The 26535-nt window shown below is 63.3% G+C and carries 28 protein-coding genes; 12 read left to right on the top strand and 16 right to left on the bottom strand.

Annotated elements, in window-relative coordinates; translation table 11 throughout:
- Window positions 1-30 precede the first annotated feature (30 nt).
- On the top strand, window positions 31-726 hold the full coding sequence (locus SMD31_RS08095) for a FecR family protein (protein WP_320500304.1): 696 nt from the start codon (window positions 31-33) through the stop codon (window positions 724-726).
- Window positions 727-858: 132 nt separating this feature from the next.
- Here the strand turns inward: SMD31_RS08095 and SMD31_RS08090 are convergent, their stop codons facing one another.
- From SMD31_RS08090 to SMD31_RS08080, 3 genes are all read right to left on the bottom strand, one after another.
- Window positions 859-1656, bottom strand: a complete 798-nt coding sequence (locus SMD31_RS08090; RefSeq protein ID WP_320500303.1) for a phosphodiesterase — start codon at window positions 1654-1656, stop codon at window positions 859-861.
- A 67-nt stretch (window positions 1657-1723) separates the two neighbouring features.
- Entirely contained in the window at window positions 1724-2659 is a 936-nt protein-coding gene (locus SMD31_RS08085; protein WP_320500302.1) for a threonine/serine dehydratase, read from the bottom strand.
- Complete coding sequence (locus SMD31_RS08080; RefSeq protein ID WP_320500301.1) at window positions 2656-3102, bottom strand: Lrp/AsnC family transcriptional regulator; 447 nt, start codon at window positions 3100-3102, stop codon at window positions 2656-2658. Before SMD31_RS08080 ends, SMD31_RS08085 begins: the two co-directional genes overlap by 4 nt.
- 280 nt (window positions 3103-3382) lie before the next feature.
- Between SMD31_RS08080 and SMD31_RS08075 the strand changes: the two genes are divergently transcribed.
- A complete protein-coding gene (locus SMD31_RS08075) occupies window positions 3383-4570 on the top strand; it encodes an MFS transporter (protein ID WP_320500300.1) in 1188 nt (395 codons plus the stop codon).
- 150 nt (window positions 4571-4720) lie between these two features.
- Window positions 4721-5188 carry an Hpt domain-containing protein gene (locus SMD31_RS08070; protein ID WP_320500299.1) on the top strand — a complete coding sequence of 156 codons (468 nt, stop codon included), beginning with the start codon at window positions 4721-4723 and terminating at the stop codon, window positions 5186-5188.
- A gap of 4 nt (window positions 5189-5192) precedes the next feature.
- On the opposite strand, the gene SMD31_RS08065 is transcribed toward SMD31_RS08070, so the two are convergent.
- Genes SMD31_RS08065 through SMD31_RS08055 form a run of 3 tightly spaced genes read right to left on the bottom strand, consistent with a single transcriptional unit; the run spans window position 5193 to window position 6870 of the window.
- A complete protein-coding gene (locus SMD31_RS08065) occupies window positions 5193-5792 on the bottom strand; it encodes a demethoxyubiquinone hydroxylase family protein (protein ID WP_407652104.1) in 600 nt (199 codons plus the stop codon).
- 17 nt (window positions 5793-5809) lie between these two features.
- On the bottom strand, window positions 5810-6310 hold the full coding sequence (locus tag SMD31_RS08060; RefSeq protein ID WP_320500298.1) for a disulfide bond formation protein B: 501 nt from the start codon (window positions 6308-6310) through the stop codon (window positions 5810-5812).
- Between the two features lie 8 nt (window positions 6311-6318).
- The gene (locus SMD31_RS08055) at window positions 6319-6870 is read right to left on the bottom strand and encodes a YqaA family protein (RefSeq protein WP_456077526.1); all 552 of its coding nucleotides are present in this window, start codon (window positions 6868-6870) and stop codon (window positions 6319-6321) included.
- A gap of 319 nt (window positions 6871-7189) precedes the next feature.
- Here SMD31_RS08055 and SMD31_RS08050 point away from each other — a divergent pair, with 319 nt between their 5' ends.
- Window positions 7190-7912: a class I SAM-dependent methyltransferase gene (locus SMD31_RS08050; protein ID WP_320500296.1), complete on the top strand. Its 723-nt coding sequence runs from the start codon at window positions 7190-7192 to the stop codon at window positions 7910-7912.
- Window positions 7913-8012: 100 nt separating this feature from the next.
- Here the strand turns inward: SMD31_RS08050 and SMD31_RS08045 are convergent, their stop codons facing one another.
- Window positions 8013-8282: an usg protein gene (locus SMD31_RS08045; RefSeq protein WP_320500295.1), complete on the bottom strand. Its 270-nt coding sequence runs from the start codon at window positions 8280-8282 to the stop codon at window positions 8013-8015.
- Between the two features lie 410 nt (window positions 8283-8692).
- Here SMD31_RS08045 and groES point away from each other — a divergent pair, with 410 nt between their 5' ends.
- The 3 genes from groES (at window position 8693) to SMD31_RS08030 (ending at window position 11690) form a co-directional block, all read left to right on the top strand.
- Window positions 8693-9013: a co-chaperone GroES gene (gene groES, locus SMD31_RS08040; RefSeq protein ID WP_320500294.1), complete on the top strand. Its 321-nt coding sequence runs from the start codon at window positions 8693-8695 to the stop codon at window positions 9011-9013.
- A 52-nt stretch (window positions 9014-9065) separates the two neighbouring features.
- On the top strand, window positions 9066-10709 hold the full coding sequence (groL, locus tag SMD31_RS08035; protein ID WP_320500293.1) for a chaperonin GroEL: 1644 nt from the start codon (window positions 9066-9068) through the stop codon (window positions 10707-10709).
- A gap of 204 nt (window positions 10710-10913) precedes the next feature.
- Window positions 10914-11690, top strand: a complete 777-nt coding sequence (locus SMD31_RS08030) for a tetratricopeptide repeat protein (RefSeq protein ID WP_320500292.1) — start codon at window positions 10914-10916, stop codon at window positions 11688-11690.
- Between the two features lie 132 nt (window positions 11691-11822).
- Here SMD31_RS08030 and SMD31_RS08025 read toward each other — a convergent pair whose 3' ends face one another.
- The 3 genes from SMD31_RS08025 to SMD31_RS08015 all read right to left on the bottom strand — a co-directional run bounded on the left by SMD31_RS08025 (window position 11823) and on the right by SMD31_RS08015 (window position 14448).
- Window positions 11823-12971, bottom strand: coding sequence for a patatin-like phospholipase family protein (locus tag SMD31_RS08025; protein ID WP_320500291.1), 1149 nt, complete (start codon window positions 12969-12971; stop codon window positions 11823-11825).
- 6 nt (window positions 12972-12977) lie between these two features.
- Window positions 12978-13763, bottom strand: a complete 786-nt coding sequence (locus SMD31_RS08020; protein ID WP_320500290.1) for a 3-hydroxybutyrate dehydrogenase — start codon at window positions 13761-13763, stop codon at window positions 12978-12980.
- Window positions 13764-13848: 85 nt separating this feature from the next.
- A complete protein-coding gene (locus SMD31_RS08015) occupies window positions 13849-14448 on the bottom strand; it encodes an urea carboxylase-associated family protein (RefSeq protein ID WP_320500289.1) in 600 nt (199 codons plus the stop codon).
- A 79-nt stretch (window positions 14449-14527) separates the two neighbouring features.
- Here SMD31_RS08015 and hemN point away from each other — a divergent pair, with 79 nt between their 5' ends.
- Entirely contained in the window at window positions 14528-15871 is a 1344-nt protein-coding gene (gene hemN, locus SMD31_RS08010; RefSeq protein ID WP_320500288.1) for an oxygen-independent coproporphyrinogen III oxidase, read from the top strand.
- A 104-nt stretch (window positions 15872-15975) separates the two neighbouring features.
- On the opposite strand, the gene rdgB is transcribed toward hemN, so the two are convergent.
- The 3 genes from rdgB to SMD31_RS07995 form a co-directional block, all read right to left on the bottom strand.
- Entirely contained in the window at window positions 15976-16575 is a 600-nt protein-coding gene (gene rdgB, locus SMD31_RS08005; RefSeq protein WP_320500287.1) for an RdgB/HAM1 family non-canonical purine NTP pyrophosphatase, read from the bottom strand.
- Window positions 16575-17312, bottom strand: coding sequence for a ribonuclease PH (rph, locus tag SMD31_RS08000; RefSeq protein WP_320500286.1), 738 nt, complete (start codon window positions 17310-17312; stop codon window positions 16575-16577). The genes rdgB and rph overlap by 1 nt, the downstream gene beginning before the upstream one ends.
- Before the next feature lie 93 nt (window positions 17313-17405).
- Window positions 17406-17597: an HNH endonuclease gene (locus tag SMD31_RS07995; protein ID WP_320500285.1), complete on the bottom strand. Its 192-nt coding sequence runs from the start codon at window positions 17595-17597 to the stop codon at window positions 17406-17408.
- Window positions 17598-17998: 401 nt separating this feature from the next.
- Here SMD31_RS07995 and SMD31_RS07990 point away from each other — a divergent pair, with 401 nt between their 5' ends.
- From SMD31_RS07990 to SMD31_RS07980, 3 genes are all read left to right on the top strand, one after another.
- Entirely contained in the window at window positions 17999-19921 is a 1923-nt protein-coding gene (locus tag SMD31_RS07990) for a PAS domain S-box protein (protein ID WP_320500284.1), read from the top strand.
- A gap of 122 nt (window positions 19922-20043) precedes the next feature.
- Window positions 20044-21477 (top strand): metalloprotease TldD, encoded by a 1434-nt coding sequence (gene tldD / locus SMD31_RS07985; protein ID WP_320500283.1) that lies wholly within the window; start codon window positions 20044-20046, stop codon window positions 21475-21477.
- A 96-nt stretch (window positions 21478-21573) separates the two neighbouring features.
- On the top strand, window positions 21574-22302 hold the full coding sequence (locus SMD31_RS07980; RefSeq protein WP_320500282.1) for a class I SAM-dependent methyltransferase: 729 nt from the start codon (window positions 21574-21576) through the stop codon (window positions 22300-22302).
- A gap of 10 nt (window positions 22303-22312) precedes the next feature.
- Here SMD31_RS07980 and SMD31_RS07975 read toward each other — a convergent pair whose 3' ends face one another.
- Genes SMD31_RS07975 through SMD31_RS07965 form a run of 3 tightly spaced genes read right to left on the bottom strand, consistent with a single transcriptional unit; the run spans window position 22313 to window position 24726 of the window.
- Window positions 22313-23239: a DMT family transporter gene (locus SMD31_RS07975; protein ID WP_320500281.1), complete on the bottom strand. Its 927-nt coding sequence runs from the start codon at window positions 23237-23239 to the stop codon at window positions 22313-22315.
- A gap of 6 nt (window positions 23240-23245) precedes the next feature.
- A complete protein-coding gene (locus SMD31_RS07970; RefSeq protein WP_320500280.1) occupies window positions 23246-23497 on the bottom strand; it encodes a DUF1289 domain-containing protein in 252 nt (83 codons plus the stop codon).
- Complete coding sequence (locus tag SMD31_RS07965; protein ID WP_320500279.1) at window positions 23494-24726, bottom strand: diaminopropionate ammonia-lyase; 1233 nt, start codon at window positions 24724-24726, stop codon at window positions 23494-23496. The genes SMD31_RS07970 and SMD31_RS07965 overlap by 4 nt, the downstream gene beginning before the upstream one ends.
- A gap of 77 nt (window positions 24727-24803) precedes the next feature.
- Between SMD31_RS07965 and SMD31_RS07960 the strand changes: the two genes are divergently transcribed.
- A complete protein-coding gene (locus SMD31_RS07960) occupies window positions 24804-26534 on the top strand; it encodes an adenylate/guanylate cyclase domain-containing protein (RefSeq protein WP_320500278.1) in 1731 nt (576 codons plus the stop codon).
- The last annotated feature ends 1 nt before the right edge of the window (window position 26535 follow it).

Raw genomic sequence — 26535 nt, 5'->3', positions numbered from 1 at the left:
CATGTGCAATCTGTTTTGAAAGGATTGTCCATGCCCGCCACGTTTAGCCGCCAGCAATTCCTGCATCTTGGCCTCGCCGGGATGCTGGCGCCGTTGGGGTTTGCGGCGCCTGGTTTCTTTAGCCCTGCCTTCGCCGCAATCGCTGCGGTGGGCTCGGTGGCCAAAGTGCGCGGCACCGCATCCCTGTTGCGGGATGGACAGCAGATCGTGCTGCAGGGTGGTGAGGAGGTGGCCGCCGGTGACGTCGTTACGACGCTGGCCGAAAGCCGCCTGCGCATCGCCTTGAAAGATGGCTCGCAACTCAATCTGGGCGAGCTTACCAAGATGACCATCGCCGCCTTCGACTTCACGCCGGAAGACATGAAACGCGCAGCGACCTTCGATCTGACGTCTGGCTTGGTGCAGGCCATCACGGCAAAGGCAGCACCCGGTTCCAGCTTCGTCATCCGCACGCGCAATGCGGTGGCGGCGACACGTTCCACGGAATGGATCGTGACGGCCGAGAAATCGCAGACCGGCGTCTATGTCACCGAAGGCAAGGTTGATGTGGCGCAATCCGCGCTGGGCTTTCGCAGCCTCTCCAGTGCCGAACAGGACAAGGCCATGCTGCTCAGCGCCGGCCAGTCGACAATCGTTGGCAAGATGACGCTGGGGGCCACACTCGCGCCGCAGCCGACCGACGCCAAGAAGCTGAAGGCGCTGAAGGCGGCGCTTGCTTTCGATTGAGGGTGGAACTCTTCAATCTATCGTCGTCCCCGGGCGAAGACCCGGGGATCCGCTGATTGCCTTGAGAGAGTGGATGCCCGGGTCAAGCCCGGGCATGACGAATGAAGGGGCGGGCCATGTAGCCCACTTTCGTCATGCGAATGAATATGGCCCCGGATAATTGCCGATCATGATGTGATGGGTGACGAGGCCGGTGTCCCCCTTCCAATGGTGCAACAGCAATGCCGGCGGCTCCAGATAGGTGGCGTCCGTCGCCGCCCTATCAAGCTGCAGGGCGATGGTGGTGGTCGTGCTGGGTGCCGTGCACAGTAACGTCCCACCGAAACGGATCTGCATCGCACGGTGCAAGTGGCCGCAGACGATGCGCTCTACATTCGGATACCGCGCCACGATCTCCGCCATCCTTGCCCCGTTGCGGCAGGCATAGGGATCCATATAGGGGATGCCGGTGTCGAAGGGCGGCTGGTGCATGACGATCAGCGTTGGCCGATCGGGTTCCGCCGCCAGCACCTGTTCCAGCCAAGCGGCGCGCTCGTCGTCGATGATGCCGTGATGGGCACCGGGAATCGTCACGTCGAGGGCCACGATCCGGACCGGTCCCCGGTCGCCAATCGTATAGCTGAGCGGGCCGGATGGCGGCAGATAGGCGTGATCGGCAAAGGCCGCGCGGAAGGCGTCGCGTTCGTCATGATTGCCGGGAATGACGCAGAGCGGCATCGGGATCCCCGCCAGAATCTCACGCGCCACCTCGTATTCCGCAGCCTCGCCCTTTTCGACGATGTCGCCACTCAAGATCACCAGATCCGGCCGTGGCGTCATGGTGTTGAGATGGCGGACAGCCGCCATCAGCATCGCGTTGGAATCGACAATGTCGTGATAGAGCACGCCGCGCGGCCGCACATGCGGGTCGGAAATCTGCGCAATCAACATCGGGTTGGTGGTCCGTCGTTATGGTCAAGCAATGCATGGTGCATGGCAGGGCCGCTGCTGTCACGCCTCAGATCGTGGTCAGGCTCGCCGGGTCGACATTGCCGCCACACAGGATGACGGCGATCTTCTCGCCCACCGCCGGTTTGTAGGCGCCGGACAACAACGCGGCCAATGCCGTGGCACCGCCGGGTTCGGAAGCGAGGCGCAATTCGCGCCACAGGGCGCCTTGCGCCGCGACGATCGCGTCATCCTCGACCAGAACGACGCCTTCGACGAAATCCTTGGCGATGGCAAAGGGCAGGGTGCCGATGCGCTTCGCGCCCAGCGAATCCGCGGCGACCCCGCCAACCTCGACATCGACCGGCGCCTTGGCGCGGAAGGCGCTTTCCAGCGTCGGGCAGTTCTTCGGCTCGACACCGACGACATTGACGCGGCCGCCGAACCAGGCAGCGATGCCGCCGATAAGGCCACCGCCACCCACCGCCACCAGCACGGTATCGAGCTGCGTCATCTGCGCATCAAGCTCGCGCGCCAGCGTCCCTTGGCCGGCGATTGTCGCCGGGGCGTCATATGCGTGGATGCCAATGGCGCCGGTTGCTGCCTGATGCGCCTCGGCGGCCTTCAGCGCATCGGCATAGGCGCCGGGAATGATATGGACCTTGGCACCAAAGGACTCGATGCGCGCAATCTTGGCCTTGGCAGCCAGGCTGGGGACGAAAATCTCCGCCACGTGGCCCAGGCTCTGTGCCGCGAAAGCAACGGCCGCCCCATGATTGCCGCCGGATGCCGCGACGACGCCGGCCTTGGGCACATCCATCGAGAGGAGCGCGTTGAAGGCGCCGCGCGCCTTGAACGAGCCGCTGTGTTGCAGCAGTTCCAGTTTCAAGGTGAGCTGGGCATGGCTGCCGAAGGCGCCGAGTTCCAGGGGCAGGATCGGTGTCCGCCGCACATGGCCGTGAAGCCGCCGGGCAGCTGCCTCGATATCGGGTCCGGTAACGCTCAAGCGCGCCGCTCGACCACCGTCGAGAGCAGGATCGACGACGTCGTGCGCTGCACACCAGGCAAATGCCCGATGCGCGTCAGGATCTCATCAAGATGGGCGGCGTTGCTGGCGCTGACGATGGCGATGGCGTCGAACGAGCCAGAGACGGTATAAGCCGATTGCACTTCGGGGAGCTTCTTCAGGGCGCCGATCGCCTGGTCATGCGCCTTGGGGTCGACCGAGAGCAGCACATGGGCGCCCACACCCGGCGCCTCGCCATCCTTGCCAACCACCAGCGTATAGCCGGCAATGATGCCGTCGCGCTCCAGGCGCTTCAGGCGTTCCTGCACGGCGCTGCGTGAAAGGGACAGTTGGCGGCCCAATGCCGCCGTCGGCGTGCGCGCATTGTTGCGCAGCAGGGAGAGGAGTTTTCGGTCGATATCGTCCAGGCTGCGTTTCGCCATTTTGTCCGTCGAAGTGCCGGTAAGTTTATTTCTTGTCGCCTTTTTGCGCGCGGAAGGCAAGCCGCTTTGCGCGCGTCTCTGTCGCTGCCCCGCAGCGCACAATTTCGCGCGGGGATTGCCGGTGCCAAGGCGCCCGTCAATGGCCGCTCCGCCCGTTTGTCACCCAAGCGTCATGCCGAATTGGACTCAAGCCATGCCGCTTCCGCTCGGGTGCCGGCCGCGGTGACATGCTATTCAATATGTATCGCCGCACCCCAAACACTCCCGCCCGCATCCCCTGATGGCCATCGAAACACCCAACGTCCCACTGGCCGGCCGCAAGCCCGGGGCGATGGTGTTTGCCATCCTCTACATGCTGGAATCGACGACGCGCGCCCTGGTGCTCACCGTCATGCCGCTGCAGGCCAAGGAGATCTTCGGTTCCGACGCACGTGTCACCGCGATCTATCTCTGCGTCACCATCTTCGGCCTCATCGCCGGCTTTGCCGTGCCGCTGCTCATTCATCGCTACCGGCGGCGCTGGGTCTATTCGATGGGCCTCGTCGTCGGCGGCTTGGCCGTGGTGGCGTTGGCTTTCGACGACCCCATCGGCCAATTCACCGGCCAGGTCCTGCGCACGCTGTCGGGCACCGCTTGCATCGTGGCGCTCACCCTCTATGTGCTCGACTTCATCCCGCGCGAAGACCTAGTGCGCTATGAGCCGCTGAAGCTGCTGCTGGGATGCCTCCCCTGGGGCTTCGGACCGATGCTGGGGATCTATCTCTATAACACTTTCGGCACGTTCTCCGTGGCAGCCGTCGGCATGGGGGTGGCGCTCGTCGCCGTCAGTCTCTTTGCCTATCTGCGCCTCACTGAAAACCCGGCCGTGGCCGCCGCCACCAAGCCGCCGCCCAATCCGCTGCACAGCATCGGCCGCTTCTTCGGCCAGCCGCGCCTGCGCCTCGCATGGACCATTGCCTTCGGTCGCTCCGGCTGGTGGTCGCTGTTCTTCGTCTATCCGGCACTCTATTTCCGCGACCGTGGCGTCGACGATTTCTGGTCTGGCTTCGTCACGGGTGCCGCCAACGTCCTCCTTATCCTGGCGCCGCTTTTCGGGTGGATTGCCCGCCGCGTCGGGGTACGGCTCCCCATCATGGTGGCCTTTTTCGGCGCTGGCCTGACGACCTTGGTCGTGCCCTTTGCCTTCGGCAGCCCCTTGGCGGTCGGCATCCTGCTGCTGATCGCCGCCTTCTTCGTCGTGATGCTGGATTCGCTCGGCAACATTCCCTTTCTGCGCGCGGTGCGACCGCTGGAGCGGCCACAGATGATGTCGGTCTTCCGCACCTATATCGATATCGGCAATCTGCTGCCCTTTGCCGTGTTTACCGCTCTGCTGCAATTCTTCGACCAACGCGTAGTATATATCGCCTATGGCCTCCTCATGTTGGTGGTGGGTTTCTTCGCGCGTTACTTGCCGCGGCGCCTTTAACGGACCCGGCTTGGCACGTAACCTCTAGGAGAAATCGGGCGAGGCGGTTAAGATAAGCCGTTGATTATCTTGGGAAGGACCTCTCCGCATGGGCGGGGCAGTACGGCGCGGATCACGGGTCAGATGAACGAAGACAGTAAAGAAAGCGAGATGGCGCGCCGTCTCGCGCGGGCCGAGGCGGCCGTGGCGGATCTCGCCAAAAGCTATGTCACCTGGGCCAGCGCCGATGTCGACAAATGCACCGAACACCTGGCGACCGCCCGGGCGGTCCAGCCCGTGGCCAATATTCCCGAAGGCGCCGTCGACGACCGCATGATCGCCGTCCAGGCCCTCTATGCCATCGCCCATAACATCAAGGGGCAGGGGTCGTCCTTCGGCTTCCCGCTAATGACGCGTCTTGGTGATTCGCTCTGCCGGCTGACACGGGCGAAACGCCCGATTCCCGATGCCGATCTCAATCTCATCCAGGCCCATCTCGACGCCATGCGCCTGGTGCTGGCGCAGAACATCCGCGGCGATGGCGGGGCAATCGGCGACAAGCTGGCCCAGCGCCTGGAAGCGATGGTGATGGAGATTGTCGGTCCCGTCCCGCAGCCGGACGCCGACCTCATCCGCTAGGCGTTCAGAACCGTTCTGCGAGCCAGATGGCCAGGCGCGAGCCGGCCTTGATGGCGCTGCTCAGCACCGGATAGGCCGGGGCCTGTTCGGCCCCGTGGGCGAGGCCCGTGTCGCGATGCTCGACCTCCTCGGCGCGGAAGACCTCGATCTTCTCGGTGAGGCTTGGTTCGGCTGTGCCGAGCTTTCCCAATTGCTCGCGGTAATGCTCGTCGATGACTTCTTCGACGGCGACGGTGCAGGCCATGGCGGCCTTCGGCCCCATCAGCGCCGTGGCGGCGCCGAGGGCAAAGCCCGCCACATGCCAGATCGGCAGCAAGACCGAGGGTCTGGCACGCCGCTCGACCATGAACTTCTCGAAGGCGTCGAGATGTTTGAGCTCCTGCTCCAGCATGTGCCGGATGACCGGCCCCTCATGCTTGCGCCCCAGGATTGCCAGCTGGCCCTCATAGATGCGCTTGGCGCCGTATTCGCCGGCATGGTCGACGCGGATGACGCGGTCGAGCAATGCGGCTGGCGTCGGGTCGCCGGGCAGGCGACGCGCCGTTGCGGCCCCTGGCGGGGTCGTTTGCGGCGTCATCGCGGATGGCTGATCGTCGGCCGACATCGAAATCCTTTAAGCCTTCAGCGCGCGCTGCGCCGGAAACCCCAGAAGGTGAAGACGCTGAGCGCCAGCGACAGCAAGCCATTATAGCCTGCCATGGAAAGCCCCAAGAATTCAAAGGACGCTTCGTCGCAGCGCGTGATCGGCGCATTCATGATGGCGTTCTCGAGATCGGCGCCGGTGAGGCCCGCCATGGCGCCGACACAGCTCTCGGCACCCACCCACCATTTCTGCTCGACGCCGACGTGATAGAGCGCGATGCCGGCACCGACCAGAAACGCAAGGCCGACCAGCCCCACCAGCAGCCGGCGGAATTTCGAACGTGCCCCGAGGGCGATGGCGATGACGGAGAGGGCGATCGCCGCCCAATAGGCGTCGCGCTGCAACAGGCACAGATGGCAGGGCGCCAGGCCGAAGCCGTATTGCGCCAGCCAGGCGACGCAAAGCGCCGCAAGGCTCATGCCGGCGGTCAGCCACGGCGTGTGGCGCGGGTCGATGAAGCTTTCCTGGGGGCGGGCCATGGCTGGACCTAGAACAGATATTTGAGGGCGATGAAGCCGCCGACGACCAGCACGACGAAAAGGGTCGTGACCAGGGTCAGGCGCTTCTCGATGAAAGCACGGATCGGCTCCCCGAATACATAGAGCAAACTGGCGACCAGGAAGAAGCGGGCGCCGCGCGTCGCGATCGAGGCCATGATGAAGATCTTCAGGTCGAATTCCGCCATGCCGCTGGCGATGGTGACAAATTTATAGGGGATCGGCGTCAGGCCCTTGATCAGGATGATCCACAGGCCCCATTCGGCGAACATCTTCTGGAACTCGGCCATCGCCTCCGGGTGGCCGTAGAAGGAGAGGATCGAGGTGCCGAGGCCCTCCAGCCCATAGCCGATGAAGTAACCCAGGATGCCGCCCAGCACCGAGGCCAGCGTGCAGATGGCCGCAAAGGTGAAGGCGCGGCGGCGATTGGCCAGCACCATCGGCACCAGCATCGGGTCCGGCGGAATGGGAAAGAACGAGCTTTCGGCGAAAGCAACCAGGAAAAGCGCCCAGAGAGCCTTGGGGCTTTCCGCGAGGCGCATAATCCAATCGTAAAGGCGACGCAGCAAAGGGCACCAATTTCTTGTCCAGCGGCCTAACCCTCTATCAGGTCGCCGGGACCTCCACAACCGGGCCTTTCCGCGCTGCAGCGAAGGTGGCGGAATGTCATCGGGCCAATGCCAATGGCCGCGGGCCACTGGCGTTCCGGCTTAGCAGGACGTGGGACTTTTTTGTCGCGGGCAATGTTCCGGCCCACTTTCCAGCGCAACCTTGTGGGGAAGTGCGTCGCTGCTTGCAACTGCGTGGACGATCGTTAAGTTAGGAAATGTATCCCCAACGCGTTGGAAGCGACCCGCTGCAATGAACTACGACGCCCAGAACCGTATTTTCCGGAATCCGAGCTACAAACGACATAACAGCCGCCGCCAGGAGCATCTCGCCACACTCGATCTCGACGTTTTCGCCCGCACGGTTCTGGAACTCGGGGCAGGCGTCGGGGACCACACGACGTTTTTCCTGGACCGCGGATGCACGGTCACCAGCGTCGAGGCACGCGCGGACAATTGCGATATGTTCGCCAAGATCATGACTTTCGTGGGTGAAAATGGATATGCGGCGGCCAGCCGCAGCCGCTTGATCCAGGCGGACGTCACGAAATTGCCGCCGGAGCTTGGCCGATACGATATCGTCTATGCCTATGGGATTCTCTATCACCTGTCGGATCCCGAGAAGGCCCTGCAAAGCTTCGCATCGCACACAGAAGATCTGCTTCTTTTGGAAACCTGCGTCTCCGTTGGCGACTACGAATCCCCGAACTATGTCGCGGAGGTTCAGAGCCATCAAAGCCAGTCGTTCCAAGGCATTGGTTGCCGGCCGACACGCCGGTGGCTGTTCAACAAACTAAAGACGTTGTTCCCCTTCGTGTATGTGCCGACCACGCAGCCGGTGCACGAAGATTTTCCGGTCGACTGGACGGTCGCTCCCAAGACCGAGTTCACACGCGCGGTCTTTATCGGTTCGCGCAAGCCGATCGCCAATAGCAGGCTGCTCGATCATTTGCCCGAGAAGCAGAGCTACCGTTAGCCAAGCGGCAGGCTTGATTGCACTGACGCGGCCTTCAACCGCGCCTATGGCGTCCCACCGGCCGCTTGGCGCCAGGCCGCTCAGCGCAGTTTAATGGTCGTTAGTGAACGCTGATCAGGGCCTCGGCGTGCCGCCATTCGCCCGGCGTGATGATGGACGACTTGGCGAGCTTCACCGAATGCAGCTTGCCGTCGAGGTTACGGGTCCAGAAATCGAGGAATTTGTGGAGGACGGGCAGGCGCGGGGCGAGGTCATAATCCTGCCAGAGGTAGCTCTGCAGCAGGCCGGGATGGTCCGGCAGGTGATAGAGGATTTCGGCGGTTACCAGGCGGTAGTCGCGTAGTTGAAGGTTGAGTGCGTTCGTACCCATTTACCCTCCTCTTCTTGTGTTGGCCGATTGATTTGGCAGGTCGGCCGTCGGTGAACCTTTGCTGATGGTTTGAAGTCCGATTCGTTAACGCCATGATGCCGCAACAGCTGCTAACGAAAAATAAAAATCTTCGTGATTACAGCAGCTTAGCACTCATATCGAGAGATTGCTGCCAGTGGGGTGGGCTGCGGGACAGGCTTGCTGCACGACCCAAGTACTTGCGGCGATTCGACTTTGTGGTGCGGACAGCGACAAATCCCGCCATGCCGCCCTTGACGGATAGGGGTATTGGGCCTAACTAGCTGGCACTCGTTTGCCTCGAGTGCTAACAGCCGCGTTAAGCGGCGCTGGTCCCAAGGCAGGCGCGCTAGGGAAACCATATTCGTTTCAGATATTTACGGAGGATCACCATGAAGTTCCGTCCGCTCCACGACCGCGTTCTCGTGCGTCGTATCGAGGGCATCGAAAAGACCGCCGGCGGGATCATCATCCCGGACACCGCCAAGGAAAAGCCGCAAGAGGGCGAAGTCATCGCCGCCGGCGCTGGCGTGAAGAACGAAGACGGCAAGATCACGCCGCTCGACGTGAAGGCGGGCGACCGCATCCTGTTCGGCAAGTGGTCGGGCACGGAAGTGAAGGTCGACGGTGAGGACCTCCTCATCATGAAGGAAAGCGACATCCTCGGCATCATCGAGGGCACCGCTTCCGGTTCGAAGAAGAAGGTCGCCTAAGCCGTTCCGGCTGGCGCCGCTTTCGTCGAAAACCTAACAGGAGTTATTCCACATGGCTGCTAAAGACGTACGTTTCTCCGCCGACGCCCGTGACCGCATGCTCCGCGGCGTCGACATCCTCGCCAACGCCGTGAAGGTGACCTTGGGCCCGAAGGGCCGCAACGTCGTCATCGATAAGGCCTTTGGTGCCCCGCGCATCACGAAGGACGGTGTCACCGTCGCCAAGGAAATCGAGCTTGCTGACAAGTTCGAGAACATGGGCGCCCAGATGGTCCGCGAAGTGGCTTCGAAGACCAACGACCTCGCCGGTGACGGCACCACCACCGCGACCGTGCTCGCCCAGTCGATCGTCCGTGAAGGCGCCAAGGCTGTGGCCGCCGGCATGAACCCGATGGATCTGAAGCGCGGCATCGACCTCGCCGTCGAAGCCGTCGTCGAAGACGTCAAGAAGCGCGCCAAGAAGGTCTCGACCTCGGAAGAGATCGCCCAGGTCGGCACGATTTCCGCCAATGGCGAAAAAGAAATCGGCGCCATGATCGCCAAGGCGATGCAGAAGGTCGGCAACGAAGGCGTCATCACCGTTGAAGAAGCCAAGGGCCTCGACACCGAGCTCGAAGTCGTCGAAGGCATGCAGTTCGACCGTGGCTATCTCTCGCCGTACTTCATCACCAACGCCGAGAAGATGATCACCGACCTCGACAACCCCTACATCCTTCTCCACGAGAAGAAGCTGTCGAACCTGCAGTCGATGCTCCCCGTTCTCGAAGCCGTGGTGCAGTCGGGCCGTCCGCTCCTCATCATCTCGGAAGATGTCGAAGGCGAAGCGCTGGCGACCCTCGTCGTCAACAAGCTGCGCGGCGGCTTGAAGGTCGCGGCCGTGAAGGCTCCGGGCTTCGGCGATCGCCGCAAGGCCATGCTGGAAGACATCGCCATCCTCACCGGTGGCCAGGTCATCAGCGAAGATCTCGGCATTAAGCTCGAGACCGTGACCCTCGACATGCTCGGCAAGGCCAAGAAGGTCGTGATCGAGAAGGAAAACACCACCATCGTCGACGGCGCCGGCAAGAAGAAAGAGATCGAAGGCCGTTGCGCCCAGATCCGCGCCCAGATCGAAGAGACCTCGTCGGAATACGACAAGGAAAAGCTCGCTGAGCGTCTCGCCAAGCTCGCTGGCGGCGTCGCGGTCATCCGCGTCGGCGGTGCGACCGAAGTCGAAGTGAAGGAGCGCAAGGATCGCGTTGACGACGCCATGCACGCCACCCGTGCGGCGGTCGAAGAAGGCATCGTCGCCGGCGGCGGCGTGGCCCTTCTCTATTCGATCAAGGCGCTCGACAAGGTGAAGGTGGACAACGACGACCAGAAGGTCGGCGTCGACATCATCCGCCGCGCGCTGCAGGCTCCGGTCCGTCAGATCGCCGAGAATGCCGGCGTCGACGGTGCGGTCATCGCCGGCAAGCTCCTCGAAGGCAAGGGTGCCAACTGGGGCTACAACGCGCAGACCGGTGAGTTCACCGATCTCGTGAAGGACGGCGTCATCGACCCGGCGAAGGTCGTGCGTTGTGCTCTGCAGGATGCCGCCTCGGTGGCCTCGCTGCTGATCACGACGGAAGCCATGATCGCCGACCGTCCGGAAAAGAAGCCGGCCCCGATGGGCGGCGCCCCGGACATGGGCGGCATGGGCGGCATGGACTTCTAAGTCCAGCCTACCCAAGCTTCTTCAAGCTAACGAAGACCCCGCGGCAGCGATGCCGCGGGGTTTTTGCTTCTGGACCCTATCGCGGAGAATTGACGGGTTGTATTCGTTATGTTCTATTCCTCCAATAAGAGCACGACGAATGAACCTGAACCCATCGGCCCTGCCGACAGACAAAAGCTCAAGATCAACGCGTCGGACCCATCCATGCCTATCCTCTCACTTGCCATTCTCGCCCTCGACATCTTCATGGCCGTGCATGTGATCCGCACCGGCCGGACCTGCTGGTGGATCAGCATCATTCTGATCGTGCCGCTGATCGGCAGCCTCGCTTATTTCTTCGTCGAGATTTTCCCGACGCTCGACTTCCAGGCCAAGCCCAAGGTCGTGCGGATGCAGAAGGCGCGCTGGCAGCGCGCGCAGGCTGAGTTGCGCCAGGAGCGGGAGGTTGGCGGCCGGCGCATCGACGATGTCGTCGATAGGGGCTCGATCAACGACAAGATCGCCTTGGCCGAAACCTGCATGGCGCGCGATCTCTTCGGTGACGCGGTGCGGCTTTATGAAAGTGCGCGCGAGGGCTATTTCGTCAACGCGGCCGATGTGCTGATCGGCCTCGCCCGGGCGCAGCTGGAGAACGGCGACTTTGCCAAATGTCGCCAGACGCTACGTGAGTTGGCCGAGGCACATCCCAGTTCCTTTGCCCAGGAGCGCGCCATCCTGACCGCCCGGGCGCTCGCCGGCGCCGGCGATTTCGCCACCGCCACGGCCGAGCTGGAATCACTGCTGGAACGCAAGGACAGTCTCGAAGCCCGGCGCCTGGAGGCCCGCTATTACTACGCCGAGTTCCTCTGGAAGCAGGGCATGAAGGACCGCGCCGTGGCCCAGCTCACCGAGATCGTCCGCCATGGCAAGCTCTTCAACATGACGGAAGAGGAAGAACGCTGGGTGCTACGCGCGGGCGAGGTGCAGGCGGCGTTGCGCTAGCCTTCTGTAAATCGAATTCGTCATCCCCGGGCTTGGCCCGGGGATCCACGAGTTACTTCGTTCAGATGATGACACACTCGCGGATAGTCAGCCTTCGCCGACTATGACGGGCAATATCGTGGCGATTCCTAATCACTCCACCCGGTGTACGTCGTGGGTCACGACGGCACGGCCGCCGCTGGGCCGGGCGAGGAACTCGGGGTGGGTGAGGGTGTCCTTGATGTCGTCCAACCCCTGGCGCCAATGTTCGCGCATGTTGAGGATGCTGAACTCGTAATCCTTGGCATGGGTCTCGTATTGCTTGTCGCGATAGATGAGCTGGACTGTGTTGTAGACCTTGGAACAGGCAAGTTCCTTGATTTTCACGACCTCAGGATCGTCCTGCAGTTCCGCCGGAATCTTGTCGATGGCCTTGCGCAGCGAATTCCTGAGATGCTGGATATAGCCGGCGACATCGGTGACCAGGCGCGTGCGGCTGGAATAGACGATGTCCTTGCGGCGCTCGTCTACGTCGAGCAGGTTCTGCGGCAACGGTCCCTTGGCCGACCACAGATCGACCTGGAAAGCCAGCGTGTCGCGCCGTGGCGGGCGGGACAGCACTTCCATCAAGGGCGTGTTGGAAACCAGCCCGCCATCCCAATAGAAGCGTCCGTCGATCTCGACAGCCGGAAAGCTCGGTGGCAACGCACCGGAAGCCATGAAATGCTCAGGCGCGAGCTTCCGGTTGGCATTATCGAAATATTCGAAATTGCCGGTCTCGATATCGACCGCGCCGACCGAGACGCGCTCGATCTTGGCATTGATGCGGTCGAAATCACACAAGCGCTCCAGCGTCTCCTTGAGCGGTGCCGTATCATAGAAGCTGCTGGCGACTGGCCCCGTCGCGGTGTTGAGGAAGGGTGTGGGGATTCGCGGCACGAAGAAGCCGCGCTGGCCCTCAACGATTGCCCGCATCGATGACCAGGCACCGGCCAATGTGCGCATGTCGCCATCGCCCAGCAGGCTGGCGACTTCGGCGCCCAAAGTGAAGGCCGGGAACAGCGCCGATTGGCAGATCGTGTCCCAGAATTCAGTCAGGCGCTCCAACCGCTTTTCCGGCGGATTGCCGCCGAGGATCGCAGCGTTCAGGGCGCCAATCGAAATGCCGGCGAACCAATTGGGCTCGATGCCGGCTTCGTGGAGGCCCTGATAGACTCCGGCCTGATAACTGCCGAGCGCTCCGCCGCCCTGCAGGACCAGGGCGACGGTCTCGTAGGGCGGCAGCTCGATTCTCGCGGCCATCCGGGGCTACTGCATATGCCAGCCATGGCTGACCGTGATCGATTGGCCAGTCAGGGCGGCACTCGGGAAGCTCGCCAGGAACAGCGCCGTCTGCGCGACGTCCTCAACGGTCGTGAAGATGCCGTCCACGGTCTCCTTCAGCATGATGGTCTTGATCACCTGTTCCTCGGTGATTCCGAACTGCGCCGCCTGTTCCGGAATCTGCTTCTCGACCAGCGGCGTGCGCACGAAGCCGGGGCAGATCACGTTGACGCGCACATTGTATTCGGCACCTTCCTTGGCGGCGACGCGCGCGAGGCCCAGCAGGCCGTGCTTCGCGGCAACATAAGGGGCTTTGAGCTTCGAGGCTTCGTGGCTGTGCACCGAGCCCATATAGATGATCGACCCGCCCTTTTTGTCCTTATACATGTGGCGCATGGCGGCGCGGGTGGTGAGGAAGGCGCCGTCCATATGGATCGCCAGCATCTTGCGCCAATCGGCAAAGGCGAATTCGACAATGGGTTTGACGATCTGGATACCGGCATTCGAGATCATGATGTCGAGCCCGCCCAACTTCTCGACGGCCAAATCCGTGCCCTTGTCGACAGCGGCCTCGTTGGTGACATCCATGGCGATGCCGATAGCCTTGCCGCCTGCGGCCACGATCTCGGCGGCGGCCGCATCGGCGCCGGCCTGGTTGAGATCGGCGATGGCAATGGCGGCACCCGCCTTGGCATAGGTTTCGGCGATCGACTTGCCGATCCCGCTCGCCGCCCCGGTGATGAGGGCCACTTTTCCGTCAAGACGCATCATGTTCTCCTGTCTCTATATCGGCGCTGTACCTTCTAGACTGCCATGGCGGCAGGGCGATGACAGCGCGAAAATCGGTGATAAAGCTTCACCCCACAACCACGTGGGCATCGCGGATAATGCAATCCTTGCCGTTGATCGGCAGCAGGTCCATGGGGCAGGCGGAAAAGACGGCGACGATGTCCATGTCGGCGCGGAAGGTCACGGCATCGCCGGCCATGCTCATCGGCTCGTTCCAGAAGAGATCGCCATTGGGCTCCCAGGGAATATTCATGAAAAGATTGAGTGGAGCCGGCGTTTCCGTGGCCTTGAGGCCCAGGGCGGCGAGTGCATCCCTGAGATTATCGGTGCAATTGTCGTGGTGCCCTTGATGGCCCAGCTGCTGGTAGCGATAGACGTCACAGGCGGCAACCAATGTGTCATGCCGCCCCGGCGAGGTATCGTCGGTCACGGTCACGATTGGCCGGCGTTTATTGGTGAGATAGGTGTCGCCGATCCGGCTGACAAGGCGGCGGAAGCCGGCGCGGCTGTGTTCCAGGGACATGAACTCGGCCATGTCGGCGGCATTGAACGCCCAGGTATCGACCACTTGGCTGCCATGGGTATTCACCACGCTGAAGGTGCAGCCCTTGGCCACTTTCACCGCAAGGCCTTTGCGCGCGGGAATGGTCCATTTTGTCGCAGCCATCGATCTCTTCCCATCTTCAGCCATCCGGGCTTGATTTGAATCAAGAACTGCCAGGCGGTCAACACTTAGCCTTGGGGCCATGATGATCACGGACCACCTCATCTCCGTCTACGATCGCCCGGTGCCGCGCTATACGTCCTATCCGACGGCACCGCATTTCCATGACGGTATCGATGCTGCGGTGATGACGGGATGGCTCGGTAACCTGCCTGCCGACGAGCCGCTTTCGCTCTATCTGCACATTCCCTTCTGCCGCAAGATGTGCTGGTACTGCGGTTGCAATACCCAGATCGTGGCGCGCCATCAGCCGATCGCCGATTTTGCCGCGATGCTGCTGAAGGAAATCGGCATGGTGGCCGACATCCTCACCTCCGGCAGCCACCGGCGGCAGGTAACCTCGGTCCATTTCGGCGGCGGTACGCCCAACAGCCTGGCGCCTGGTGAGTTCGAACGCATCATGGCGGCACTCGACCATCACTTCGCGCTCGATGCCGATCTCGACCTTGCCATCGAACTCGATCCGCGCACGCTGGATGCGGAATTCCTGGCCGCCATGCGCCGAACCGGCGTCAATCGCGCCTCGCTGGGCGTGCAGGATTTCGACGCCGTTGTGCAGACGGCGGTCAACCGGGTGCAGCCCTACGATCTGGTCGAACGCTGCGTCGCCGATCTGCGCAGCGTCGGTATCCGGGCGCTCAATCTCGATCTCATCTACGGCCTGCCGTTCCAGAGCGTCTCGGGCCTGCGGCGCACGGTGACACAGGCCGTGACATTGGCGCCGGACCGTATCGCCCTTTTCGGCTATGCGCATGTGCCCTGGATGAAGCCGCATCAACGCCTCATCGACGAACAGAGCCTGCCCGATGGGCATGCCCGCTTCCGCCAGTTCGAAGCGGCGTCGCAGGCATTGGCAGCCGCCGATTATGCGCGGATCGGCCTCGATCATTTTGCAAAGCCCGGCGATTCCTTGCGTGTGGCACGCGACAACCGCACGCTGAAGCGCAATTTCCAGGGCTACACGGTCGACCGTGCCGATACGCTGATCGGCTTCGGTCCTTCAGCAATTTCTGCGCTGCCGCAAGGCTATGTGCAGAACGCGCCGGATCATACGCCCTGGGCTCGCGACGTGGGGGAGGGCAGGCTGGCGGCGGTCAAGGGGGTGGCGGTGAGCCACGAGGATCGCCGTCGCCGCGCCATCATCGAGCAGATCATGTGCTTCGGCCGCGTCGACCTTGCCGATTTCGCGTTCGACGCCGGACAGGTGATGGAGCCACTGGCGCCGCTCTTGGAAGACGGCCTCTGCCATCTCACCGGCACGGTGCTCACCGTGACCGAACGCGGCCTGCCGTTCCAGCGCGTCGTGGCGGCGGTTTTCGACGCCTATCTGGTCCCCGCCGCCAAGCGGCACAGCCGCGCGGTCTGAAGGCCCCTCACCCCAACCCTCTCCCCACTTCGTGGGGCGAGGGAGTTTCGACCGAGGCCTTGCTTTAAGCCCCTCGCCGCGCTTGCGGGGAGAGGGGCGCTTGATTACTTCCTGAAACAGCCTTCAACGAACAGGCGGAAGGCCACGGCGCGGTGGCTCATCTCGTGCTTTTTTTCCGGCGCCATCTCGCCGAAGGTCTCGGTGTAGCCGTCGGGGCGGAAAATCGGGTCATAGCCGAAGCCGCGCGTGCCCTTGGGTGCGTCGACAATCTGCCCCCAGACATCGCCCTCGAATTCGTCGCAATGCCCGTCGGGCCAGGCCAATGCCAGCGCCGAGACGAAACGCGCGCTGCGATCGCTCTTGCCTTTGAGTAGATCAAGCACCTTCGCCATCGCCATGGCGAAATCCTTGGTGGGCCCCGCCCACCGCGCCGAATAGATGCCGGGATCGCGACCCAAGGCCATCACCTCAAGCCCCGAATCATCGGCGAGTGCTGGCAGTCCACTGGCGGTCGCCGCGGCTACCGCTTTCAATCGCGCATTGCCGATGAAGGTCTTCTCGGTTTCTTCCGGCTCCGGCAGGCCAAGCGCCCCTGCCGAGACGACATCGACCTTGTAGGGCGCGAGGAGTTCGGCGATTTCCTTGAGCTTGCCGGGATTGTGGCTGGCGAGAACCAGCTTTCCGCCGGTAAAGACCCTGGCCATTACTTCTTCTTTTTCTCGGCCGCGGCGGCCAGGGCCGCGCGCTGCATCTCGAATAATTCGGACGTTCCCTTACGCGCCAGGCTGAGCAGCTCGGCAAATTGCGGATCGGTGAAGGCTTCCTTTTCTGCCGTCGCCTGCACCTCGACCATGCCGCCCTTGGCGGTAAGGACGAAATTGGCATCTGCCTCGGCATTGGAATCTTCCGGGTAATCGAGATCGAGCACGGCATGGCCTTCGTAAAGGCCGCAGGAGATTGCCGCCACCTGGTCGCTCAAGGGAATCTGCTTGATGGCGCCCAGATCCTTCATCAGGCGGAAGCATTCGTGGAGCGCGATATAGGAGCCGGTGATGGCCGCCGTGCGCGTGCCGCCATCGGCCTGGATGACGTCGCAATCGATCTTGATCTGTTTTTCGCCGATGGCTTTGAGATCGGTCACGGCGCGCAGCGCCCGGCCGATCAGGCGCTGGATTTCCTGCGTGCGGCCCGATTGCTTGCCCTTCGCGGCCTCGCGATCGCCGCGGGTATGGGTGGCGCGCGGCAGCATGCCGTATTCGGCCGTAACCCAGCCCTTGCCGGAGCCTTTGAGGAAAGGCGGCACCTTCTCGTCCAACGAGGCGGTGCAGATGACATGGGTGTCGCCGAACTTGACGAGGCACGAGCCCTCGGCATGGCGGTTGAAACCGACGATGAATTCGATGTTGCGCAGCTGGTTAGCGGCACGGCCGGAAGGGCGCATAGGGGTCAACTTTCCTAAGATTTGGTTGCGCGGAACCTAACGCTGTCGCCCGCGCGCGGCAATGCTCCTGTTGTGGAGCCAAAGGGCGCGCCTTCACGGCCGCCGCCGCGCCCGGGACCATCTGCTGCGGTCCTGGTAATGCGCTGGTCGTTTTTTCACCCAGGCAATGAAGCGCGCGAGGGCCGGATGCGCGCGCAAGGCGTCGACGGTGCTGAAGTCGCGCGCCAATTCCGCCTCGCTCAGCAGGGCATGGATCGCCTGGTGGCAGATCTTGTGCAGTTCCACTTGCATCCTGCCGCCACGGCTGCGCGGCACCAAATGGTGTCGATCGGTGCTGCCATCCTGGGGGAGGGCGCGATCGCAAAGCGGGCATCGTTTATCGCTCATCGCCCGGAAACGGTACCGCCGCCAAGCGCGCGCCGCCACGAGAATTGGCAGCCCCTGCCGGATCGTGTAGACTGAATTCCTAGTCTCGTCATCGTCCGGACGGCCGGTGAAAACACCCGGATTTCGGCGCCCCAGCAGCAGCGAGGGCTAAGAAATCCTTAGCAACTTGGGTTCTATGGTCGATTTCCGGGCGATCCCCGGCAATTCATGAACCGGGACGCGAAGTCGGCATGTCGAGAGCGATGCAGAAGGCAGATCGAAATATCGGAGGCGGACAGTCTCCGCCGGCAGCGGTGCCGATGAGCGCCCATGAAGAGACCGCGTGTCTCTTCCAAGCCATTTTCGAACAGGCGTCGGTCGGCATCTGCTATTCCGATTTCGACGGCGTCTTCATCCGTGCCAATCCGCGTTTTTGCGAACTGACCGGTTACGTGGCCGAGGAGCTCGAAGGCCGCAGCTTTGCCGAGATCACGCATCCCGACGACGTCAGCATCGATGCGCGCCTTGGCGATGAGTTGATCGCCGGCACGCGCGGCCCCTACACGCTCGAGAAACGCTATGTCCGCAAGAACGGCGAGATCATCTGGGTTCGCCTCACGGTGGCCCTGTCGCGCCTGCCGGACGGGCGGCCCCATCAATTGGTCGGCATGGTCGAGGACATCAACCAGATGCTCCTCACCGAACAGGCCCTGCGCGCCAGCGAGGCGCGCCTGCGCGAGGCGCAGCGCACGGCGCGGATCGCCTCCTATGAAATCGATCACAGGGACGAATCGCGCAACTGGTCTGACGAGCTTTTCTCGATCCTCGAGGTCGAAGCTGCAGTACAGCAACCCACCTTTGACCTTTTCGAGCAGCGCGTTCACCCCCAGGACCGGGCGCTGATCCAGAAGACCAGTGCCGAGGCATTTGCCAATCGGCTGCCCTACGATCTCACCCACCGCCTGGTCATGCCGGACGGCCGCACGAAATATGTCGAGGTGCGCGGCAACACGACCTTTGCCGATGACGGCACACCCTTGCGATCATTCGGCACGGTGCAGGATGTCACCAGCCGCAAGCAATCCGAAATCGCCTTGCGCCAGGCCAAGGAAAGCGCTGAAAGCGCCAACCGCGCCAAGATGGATTTCCTGGCCAATATGAGCCACGAACTGCGCACGCCGCTTAATGCGATCCTCGGATATGCGCAGCTGCTGGAAACGGAGCACGCCGGGCCGTTGGAGCTCAAACAGCGCGAATACTTGCGCGACATCATGACCGGCGGGCGCCATCTCCTCGAACTCATCCAGGACATTCTGGAACTCGCCAAGATCGATGCCGGGCGCATCGGCCTGAAGATCGAGCCGATCGACGCCCTGGCCGTCATCACCGATGCCCTGCCGCTCATCGAGACCATGGCGACAGCGCGGGCGGTCACCTTGCATGTCGCCAGGCCCGCTTTGCCGCTGCCGCAGATGCTGGCCGACCGCGTGCGGCTGCGTCAGATATTCCTCAATCTGCTCAGCAACGCCATCAAGTACAACAAGATCGGCGGGCGTATCGACGTGACCTGCACTGAAATTCGGCCCGGCTATCTGCGCCTTTCCGTGCGCGATACCGGCATCGGCATCAGGCCAGATCGCCAATCGGAACTCTTCGTGCCCTTCAGCCGGCTGGGTGCCGAGACATTGGCGATCGAGGGCACGGGCATCGGCCTGTCGCTCACCAAGAAGCTTACTGAACTCATGGCCGGTAAGATCGGCTTCCAGAGTGTCCCGGGTGAAGGCAGCACGTTCTGGATCGATCTGCCCATCGCCGGTGCCGTCGCCGCCATCGAACCGGCAGCGGCACGGGATTATCCGGAAGTGGCCCCCGCGCGCGGCCGCGTCAAGCGCGAGCAGCGGCACATTCTTTATGTCGAGGACAACCCGGCCCATGTCCGCTTGATGGAACGGGCGTTGGCGCAGATTCCCCATGTCTCATTGACGACGGTGCATACGGCGGAGCTGGCCCTCGTCGCCATGCGCGCCGTGGTGCCGGACCTCATCCTGATGGACCTTGGCGACCCGGACCCGGCGCGCCAAGAATCACAGCGCCGGCTTGTGGCGGTGGCCGAGCAGCGGCGCATCGCGGTGCTCGATTTGGGTGCCGCCCAGCCGGGCGACCGCATGGCCGGGGGTGGTGATGCGATCGACCTGCCGCAACTGCTCGCCGAAATCGAGCGCCGCGTCGGCGGCACCCGCTAAACCCTGTGATTGCAAGGGTTTCCGTGGCGGTGGCAATTCGCCGCCCAGCGTCCTATATCTTACTGGCGTCCTAAATCCTGCTGACGCGCTTTTGCCCCAGACGCCTTCCGGAGCTTCCGCCCATGTCCAATATCGCCACCACCGATACCCTGTTTTTCGAACGCGCCGGCCTCGACCAGCGCAAGACCGAGACCCTGGTGGCCGATGCCTTGAACGGCGCCGATGACGGCGAACTCTATCTGGAATACCAGCAATCGGAGGCGCTGTCCTTCGATGACGGGCGCCTTAAAAGCGCCAGCTTCGACACCACGCAGGGCTTTGGCCTGCGGGCGATTTCGGGCGAAATCTCCGGCTATGCCCATGCCAGCGACCTCTCGGAAGGTGCCCTCGCGCGTGCCGCGCAGACGGTGAAGGCGGTCCATGCCGGCCATGACGGCAAGCTCGATGTGGGCCCCGTCGGCACCAACCGCCAGCTTTACGCGCCGGATAATCCGCTGGGTCTTCTGCCCTTCGAGAAGAAGGTGAAACTGCTCGAGGAAATCGACGCCTATGCCCGCGCCAAGGATCCGCGCGTGCGCCAGGTGATGTGCTCGATCTCAGGCTCCTGGTCCGCGATCCAGATCATCCGCGGCGACGGCCAGCGCATGGCGGACATCCGCCCGCTGGTGCGCCTCAACATCTCGGTCATGGTCGAGGAGAACGGCCGCATGGAAACCGGCTCCTTCGGGTCCGGCGGCCGCGTCACCTATGACGGCGTCGTCGACCCGGCGCATTGGCAGCATGGCGCCGACGAGGCGCTGCGCCAGGCCATCGTCAATCTCGCGTCGATTCCGGCGCCCGCAGGCGAAATGCCGGTGGTGTTGGGGCCGGGCTGGCCGGGCATTCTGCTCCATGAAGCGATCGGCCACGGGCTCGAAGGCGATTTCAACCGCAAGAAGACGTCCGCCTTTGCCGGGCTGATGGGTGAGCGGATTGCCGCCCCCGGTGTCACGGTCGTCGATGACGGCACGCTCACCGATCGCCGCGGCTCGCTCACCATCGACGACGAAGGCACGCCGACGCAGTGCACGACCCTCATCGAAGACGGCATCCTCAAAGGCTATATCCAGGACCGGCAGAACGCGCGCCTCATGGGCATGAAGCCCACCGGCAACGGCCGCCGGCAGAGCTTTGCCCATAACCCGATGCCGCGCATGACCAACACCATCATGCTGGGCGGCAAGCACGACCCGGCCGAGGTGCTGGCCAGCGTGAAGAAGGGCCTCTACGCCGTCAATTTCGGCGGTGGCCAGGTCGACATCACCTCCGGCAAGTTCGTCTTCTCGGCCTCCGAAGCCTATCTCATCGAAGACGGCAAGATCGGCCCGGCGGTGAAGGGGGCGACACTCATCGGCAACGGCCCGGATGTGCTGACCAAGGTCGGCATGATCGGCAACGACATGAAGCTCGACACCGGCGTCGGCACCTGCGGCAAGGAAGGCCAGGGCGTCCCCGTCGGCGTCGGCCAACCGACCCTGCGCATCGACGCCCTCACCGTTGGCGGCACGGCGGCCTGAGTTCCGCAGCCTGAGGTTCGCTGACTAGCTATTGCCATCGACAGTCCTGGGTGGCATCAAGGCATTTCGTTCGATGCCACCCAGGTTGTTTAATTGATGGACTCCGTCCTCTACCGGCGCAATGCTGCGCTCACGCCCAGCATGTTCGTGCCGGAATCGCGTTTCGGTGTCTGGTTCCTGAAGACCGAGACCTGGGCGGTGCATGTGCTGGCGCGGGCGCTCAAGGATCTGGAGCGGCTGATGCCGGAGCCGCCTCCGCAGGATCCGACCATTGTCGATGTCGGTTGCGGGCGCGGTCGATCGTTCAAGCTGCTGCAGGACAGATTCCGCCCCAATCGCATGATCGGCATCGATGTCGACGCGGCGATGCTGGAGATCGCGGCAGAGGAGACGGCGGCGGCAGGGCTGCGGGTTGAATTCCAGCAAACGACATCATCGCGCATGATGCTCGACGATCAATCCGTCGATATCGTGTTTTGCCATCAGACCTTCCATCATCTGATGGATCAGGAAGCGGCCCTCAGTGAATTTTACCGTGTGCTGAAGCCCGGTGGCCTGTTCCTGTTTGCGGAATCGACGCGCAAATACATCCATTCGCCGATGATCCGCCTGCTGTTCCGCCACCCGATGGATGTGCAGCGCTCGGCCGATGAGTATCTCACCATGATCCGCGCCGCCGGTTTTCGTGTCGACGAGGCTGCTATCTCGCTCCCTTATCTGTGGTGGAGCCGCAACGATCTTGGGCTGCTGGAACGCTGGTTCGGCATCAAGCCGCCGCGGAATCGCGAAGAGACGCTGCTCAACTGCGTCGCGGTGAAGGCTTAAGAGCCGGACATCAAGTCCTGCGGCGCAATTGCGGCGCCACCAGCACCAGGAACAGGGCCAGCACGACCAGCGCCAAAGACAGGATCTCGTCCCAGCCAACGGCATCGCCCGTGATCAGCGCCGATGAGATGATGCCAACCACCGGAATGGCCAGCGTGCCGATGGCGGCGACGACGGCTGGATAGATGCCGACGACCCTGAACCAGGCCCAATGGCAGAAGATCATCGGGATGAGGGCGGCATAGGCAACCGCACCCCAGCCGAGCGCGCTCACCGCGCTGGGATCGAAGCTGCCGTCGAACAGTGCCGCGCCGATGAAGATCGGCAGCCCGCCCAGCAGCATCTGCCAGGCGACCAGCGAGGTGGTGGGCATGCCGTAGCAATGCGTCTTCAAGGCGACCGTACCGAAGGCCCAGGAGATCGCGGCGAGCAGCATGAAGACCGGCCCCAGGGGCGCCGCGCTGATATTGGCGAGGTCGGGAACGACCAGGACGAGCAGGCCGATCATGCCGACGCCGAGCCCCGCCAGCCGCAATCCGTCGATCTTTTCTTTCAGCCAGAGCGCGGCAATGGGGGCAGCCCAGAGCGGCATGGTGAAGGCCAGGATCGAGGCACGGCCGGGCTGCATGTGCATCACGCCCAACGCCGAAAAGAGGTGCCAGCCGGTGATGTTGCCCAGGGCGGCGATGAGCAGCGGTCTGAGATCTTGTCGCGGGATGCGCAAGGGCAGTTTGGCTGCCGCCGCAATGGCAAAGAGACCGCCCGCCCCCGCCAACAGGCAGATAGTGCGGAAGGCCCAGACAGGCACTTCGTTGACCGACAGCTTGATCGCCGGCCAATTGACGCCCCAGAACAGTGTGATAAGCACGAGGAGGACGATGCCCGTCGTGGCATTATCCCCGGCAGGACGTTCAGCCGGCAGGCCGCGCTCGCTCATCGGTTCTTACCTTTCCGCGGCCTTGGCGCGACGTTCGGCGATTTTTGCAAGAATGGCGTGACGTTCGTCCGGGTTCGAGATGATCCAATCGCGGATCTCGTCGATGGTGCGGGTGCAGCCGATGCAATAGCCCGTCATCGGGTCCATCTGACAGACGCTGATGCAGGGCGAAGGCGGGCCGGAGGCGAGGAGACGCATGCGTTCCTCGCGCCGCTTCTGCCGCGCCAAACGATCGGCCGTGAGCTTGTCGTCGCTCATGCCGGCAGTACCGTTTCGGGTTTGATGCCCACCAGTTTTTCATAGAGTACGGGGTCGGTGGCACCTTCGCTGCCGATGATCAGCACCTTAGACTGCGGATCGAGCAGCAGCGCATCGCGTGCCGGCGCATCGATTGCCGCCGCGATCAGGCCGGCAAGGCCGCCCACACCGGCTTCGCCGCCTACCACGCGTTCATCACCGCCGATGCCTCTTGCCAAGGTCTTCATCGCAAAGACCGCGGCATCGTCCGGCACGGTCATGAAGGCAAAGCTCGCTTTATCAAGCAACGTCCAGGCGAGTGGCGAAACCTCGCCGCAGGCGAGGCCCGCCATCAGCGTGTCCAGCTTGCCGGTGACAGCGGTGGGCGTGCCCGCCTTGGCGCTCTGGTAATGGCAATCCGCCTTCTCCGGCTCGACCACCACGACCTTGGGGCGCAGCGCATCATATTCCAGCCACAGATAGCCGGCCGCGGCCGCCGGCAATCCGCCGACACCTGCCTGGATGAAGATATGCGTCGGCAATGCGCTGTCCGGCAATTGCGCCAGCATCTCGCCCATCATCACGCCATAGCCGTGCATGACGTGGCGCGGGATCTCCTGATAACCTTCCCAGGTCGTATCGGAGATCACCTGCCAGCCGTTCTTCGCGGCGTCCGCCGCACAGGCGCGGACCGAGGCGTCATAATTGTCAGGGATCCGGCGCATCTCGGCGCCGAAGGCAGCAATCGCCTGTTCGCGCCCGGCGCTCACCCCGGCATGGATATAGATCACCGCGCGGCAGCCGAAGAGCTTGGCACCCCAGGCGACCGATTTGCCGTGATTGCCGTCGGTCGCGGTACAGACGGTGATGTCCTTGGTCCGGTCGCGATACCTGCCGGCCAGCAGATCGCCGACACTCACAGTGCCCCCGGATTCGTGGGCAAGCTCGTTCTGCAGGTGCCGCAGCACCGCATAGGCGCCGCCGACGGCCTTGAAGGCGCCGAGGCCAAAGCGGCCGCCCTCGTCCTTGTAATAGATGCGTCCCAACCCCAGCTGGGCGGCCAGCCCGTCGAGGCACCGCAACGGCGTCGGCTGGTAACCGGGCCAGGCCTTGATCTCGGTGGCGGCACGGGCAAAGCCGTTGGCATCGACGACGCCGGGTGCTGCTTTTCCCAAGCTTTCCTCGGCCGGGCTGAGGCGCGGATTAACGAAAACATGGGGGGTGAGGCGGGGCGGTTTCCAATCGGTCATGGAGGCGACTATTATCAAACCGGCGAAACCGACGCAAACGACGCCCACGCGCGCGACCCATCCCGGAGAAGCATAGATTGCCCTCAACTCCTTCCTTCTTCGCCCTGGCCGCAGCCCGCGGCAATCGCTGGCTGGGGCGCGTGCGGCTGGTGACCGGTCTTATTCTCTTTGCCTATGTGCTGACACATAACCTCAATCATGCGCTGGGTATTGTCTCGCTGCGCTGGCTGGAAGCGGGCCGCTATGTCTTCCTCGCCTTCTGGCGCTTTCCGCCGATCGAATGGGCGCTCTTCATCGCGGTATTCCTGCATCTCACTGTGGCCCTCATCGCGCTTTATCGCCGCCGATCGCTGAAGATGCCGTTCTGGGAAGGGGCGCAACTGGTCCTCGGCCTCGCCACGCCGCCGCTCCTCATGCTCCATGTGCTGGGTACCGCCTATGCCAGCGAGCGTTTCGATTTCGAGGATTCCTACGCCTATGTGCTGCTCTCGCTCTGGGTGTTTCTGCCGGGCTATGGTGCGCTGCAGGCCCTGGCGGTGCTGACCACCTGGATTCATGGCTGCATCGGCATGGGCTATTGGCTGCGCCTCAAGCCCTGGTTCCCCAAGGCACGGCCTTGTCTTTTTGCCTTTGCCGTCGTCCTGCCGGTGCTCGCGCTCATCGGCTTTGCCGATGCCGGCCGCGCCGTGGCCGAGAAATTGGAAGATGAAACCTGGCTGCCGGCCTTGAAAGAGCGCGACCGCTGGCCAGACGCCACTGCCGCCACCGACGTGCACCAGCTCCAGATCATGGGCTTCTGGATCTGCGGCGCGTTGCTCGGCGGCGTGCTGGTGGCACGCGTCATCCGCGATCAGATCGGCCGCGCCCGTGCCATCGAGATCCAGTACGAGAACGGCGCCAAGGTCCGCATCCAATCCGGCATGACGGTGCTGGAAGCCAGTCGCAGCGCCAACATCCCGCATGCCTCGGTCTGCGGCGGGCGTGGGCGCTGTTCCACCTGTCGCGTCAAGATCCTCAAAGGTGCTGCACAATTGCCGATCCCCAGCGATGACGAGCGGCGCGTGCTGGCGCGCGTGGGGGCCGCCCCCGATACGCGCCTCGCCTGCCAGCTTCGCCCCAACGCCCCCCTCACCGTGGCGCCCTTGCTGCCGGCGCAGGCGGGACCGCAACAGGCGCATGCCCGGGGCGACTATCATTCGGGACGCGAGCTCGAAATCGCCGTGCTCTTTGCCGATCTCCGCGGCTTCACGCAGCTTTCCGAACAGCGCCTGCCCTATGACGTCGTCTTCCTGCTCAACCGCTATTTCAAGGCGATGGGCGAGGCGGTCAGCGGTGCCGGCGGCCATCTCGACAAATTCATCGGCGACGGCGTCATGGCGCTGTTCGGCATCGAAAGCGGTATGGCCGGCGACGATGGCCAGCGCGCCTGCACCCAGGCACTGGAAGCCGCGCGCCGCATGTCGGTCAATCTCGAAGAACTCAACCGGCATCTGGTGAGCGATCTCAAGCAGCCCTTGCGCATCGGCATCGGCATCCATTTCGGCCCCGTCATCGTCGGTGACATGGGCTACGGTGCCAACCAGCATCTGACGGCCATCGGCGACACCGTCAACACGGCAAGCCGGCTGGAAACGGCCACCAAGGAATTCGGTGCGCAGCTGGTGATCTCCGACCTGGTGGCGCGGCGCGGCGGCCTTGCCTTTGACCTGATGTCGCTTCATCAATTGCAGCTGCGCGGGCGGGAACAGACCCTGGGTGTCCTCGCCTTCCCCTCGGCGCAGGTGGAACGGGCGGACGCCGCGGAATAGG

Source organism: Dongia rigui (assembly GCF_034044635.1).
GTDB classification, from domain to species: domain Bacteria; phylum Pseudomonadota; class Alphaproteobacteria; order Dongiales; family Dongiaceae; genus Dongia; species Dongia rigui.
Note: the sequence above shows the minus strand (reverse complement) of the source record. Positions and strands in the feature narration are given on the sequence as shown.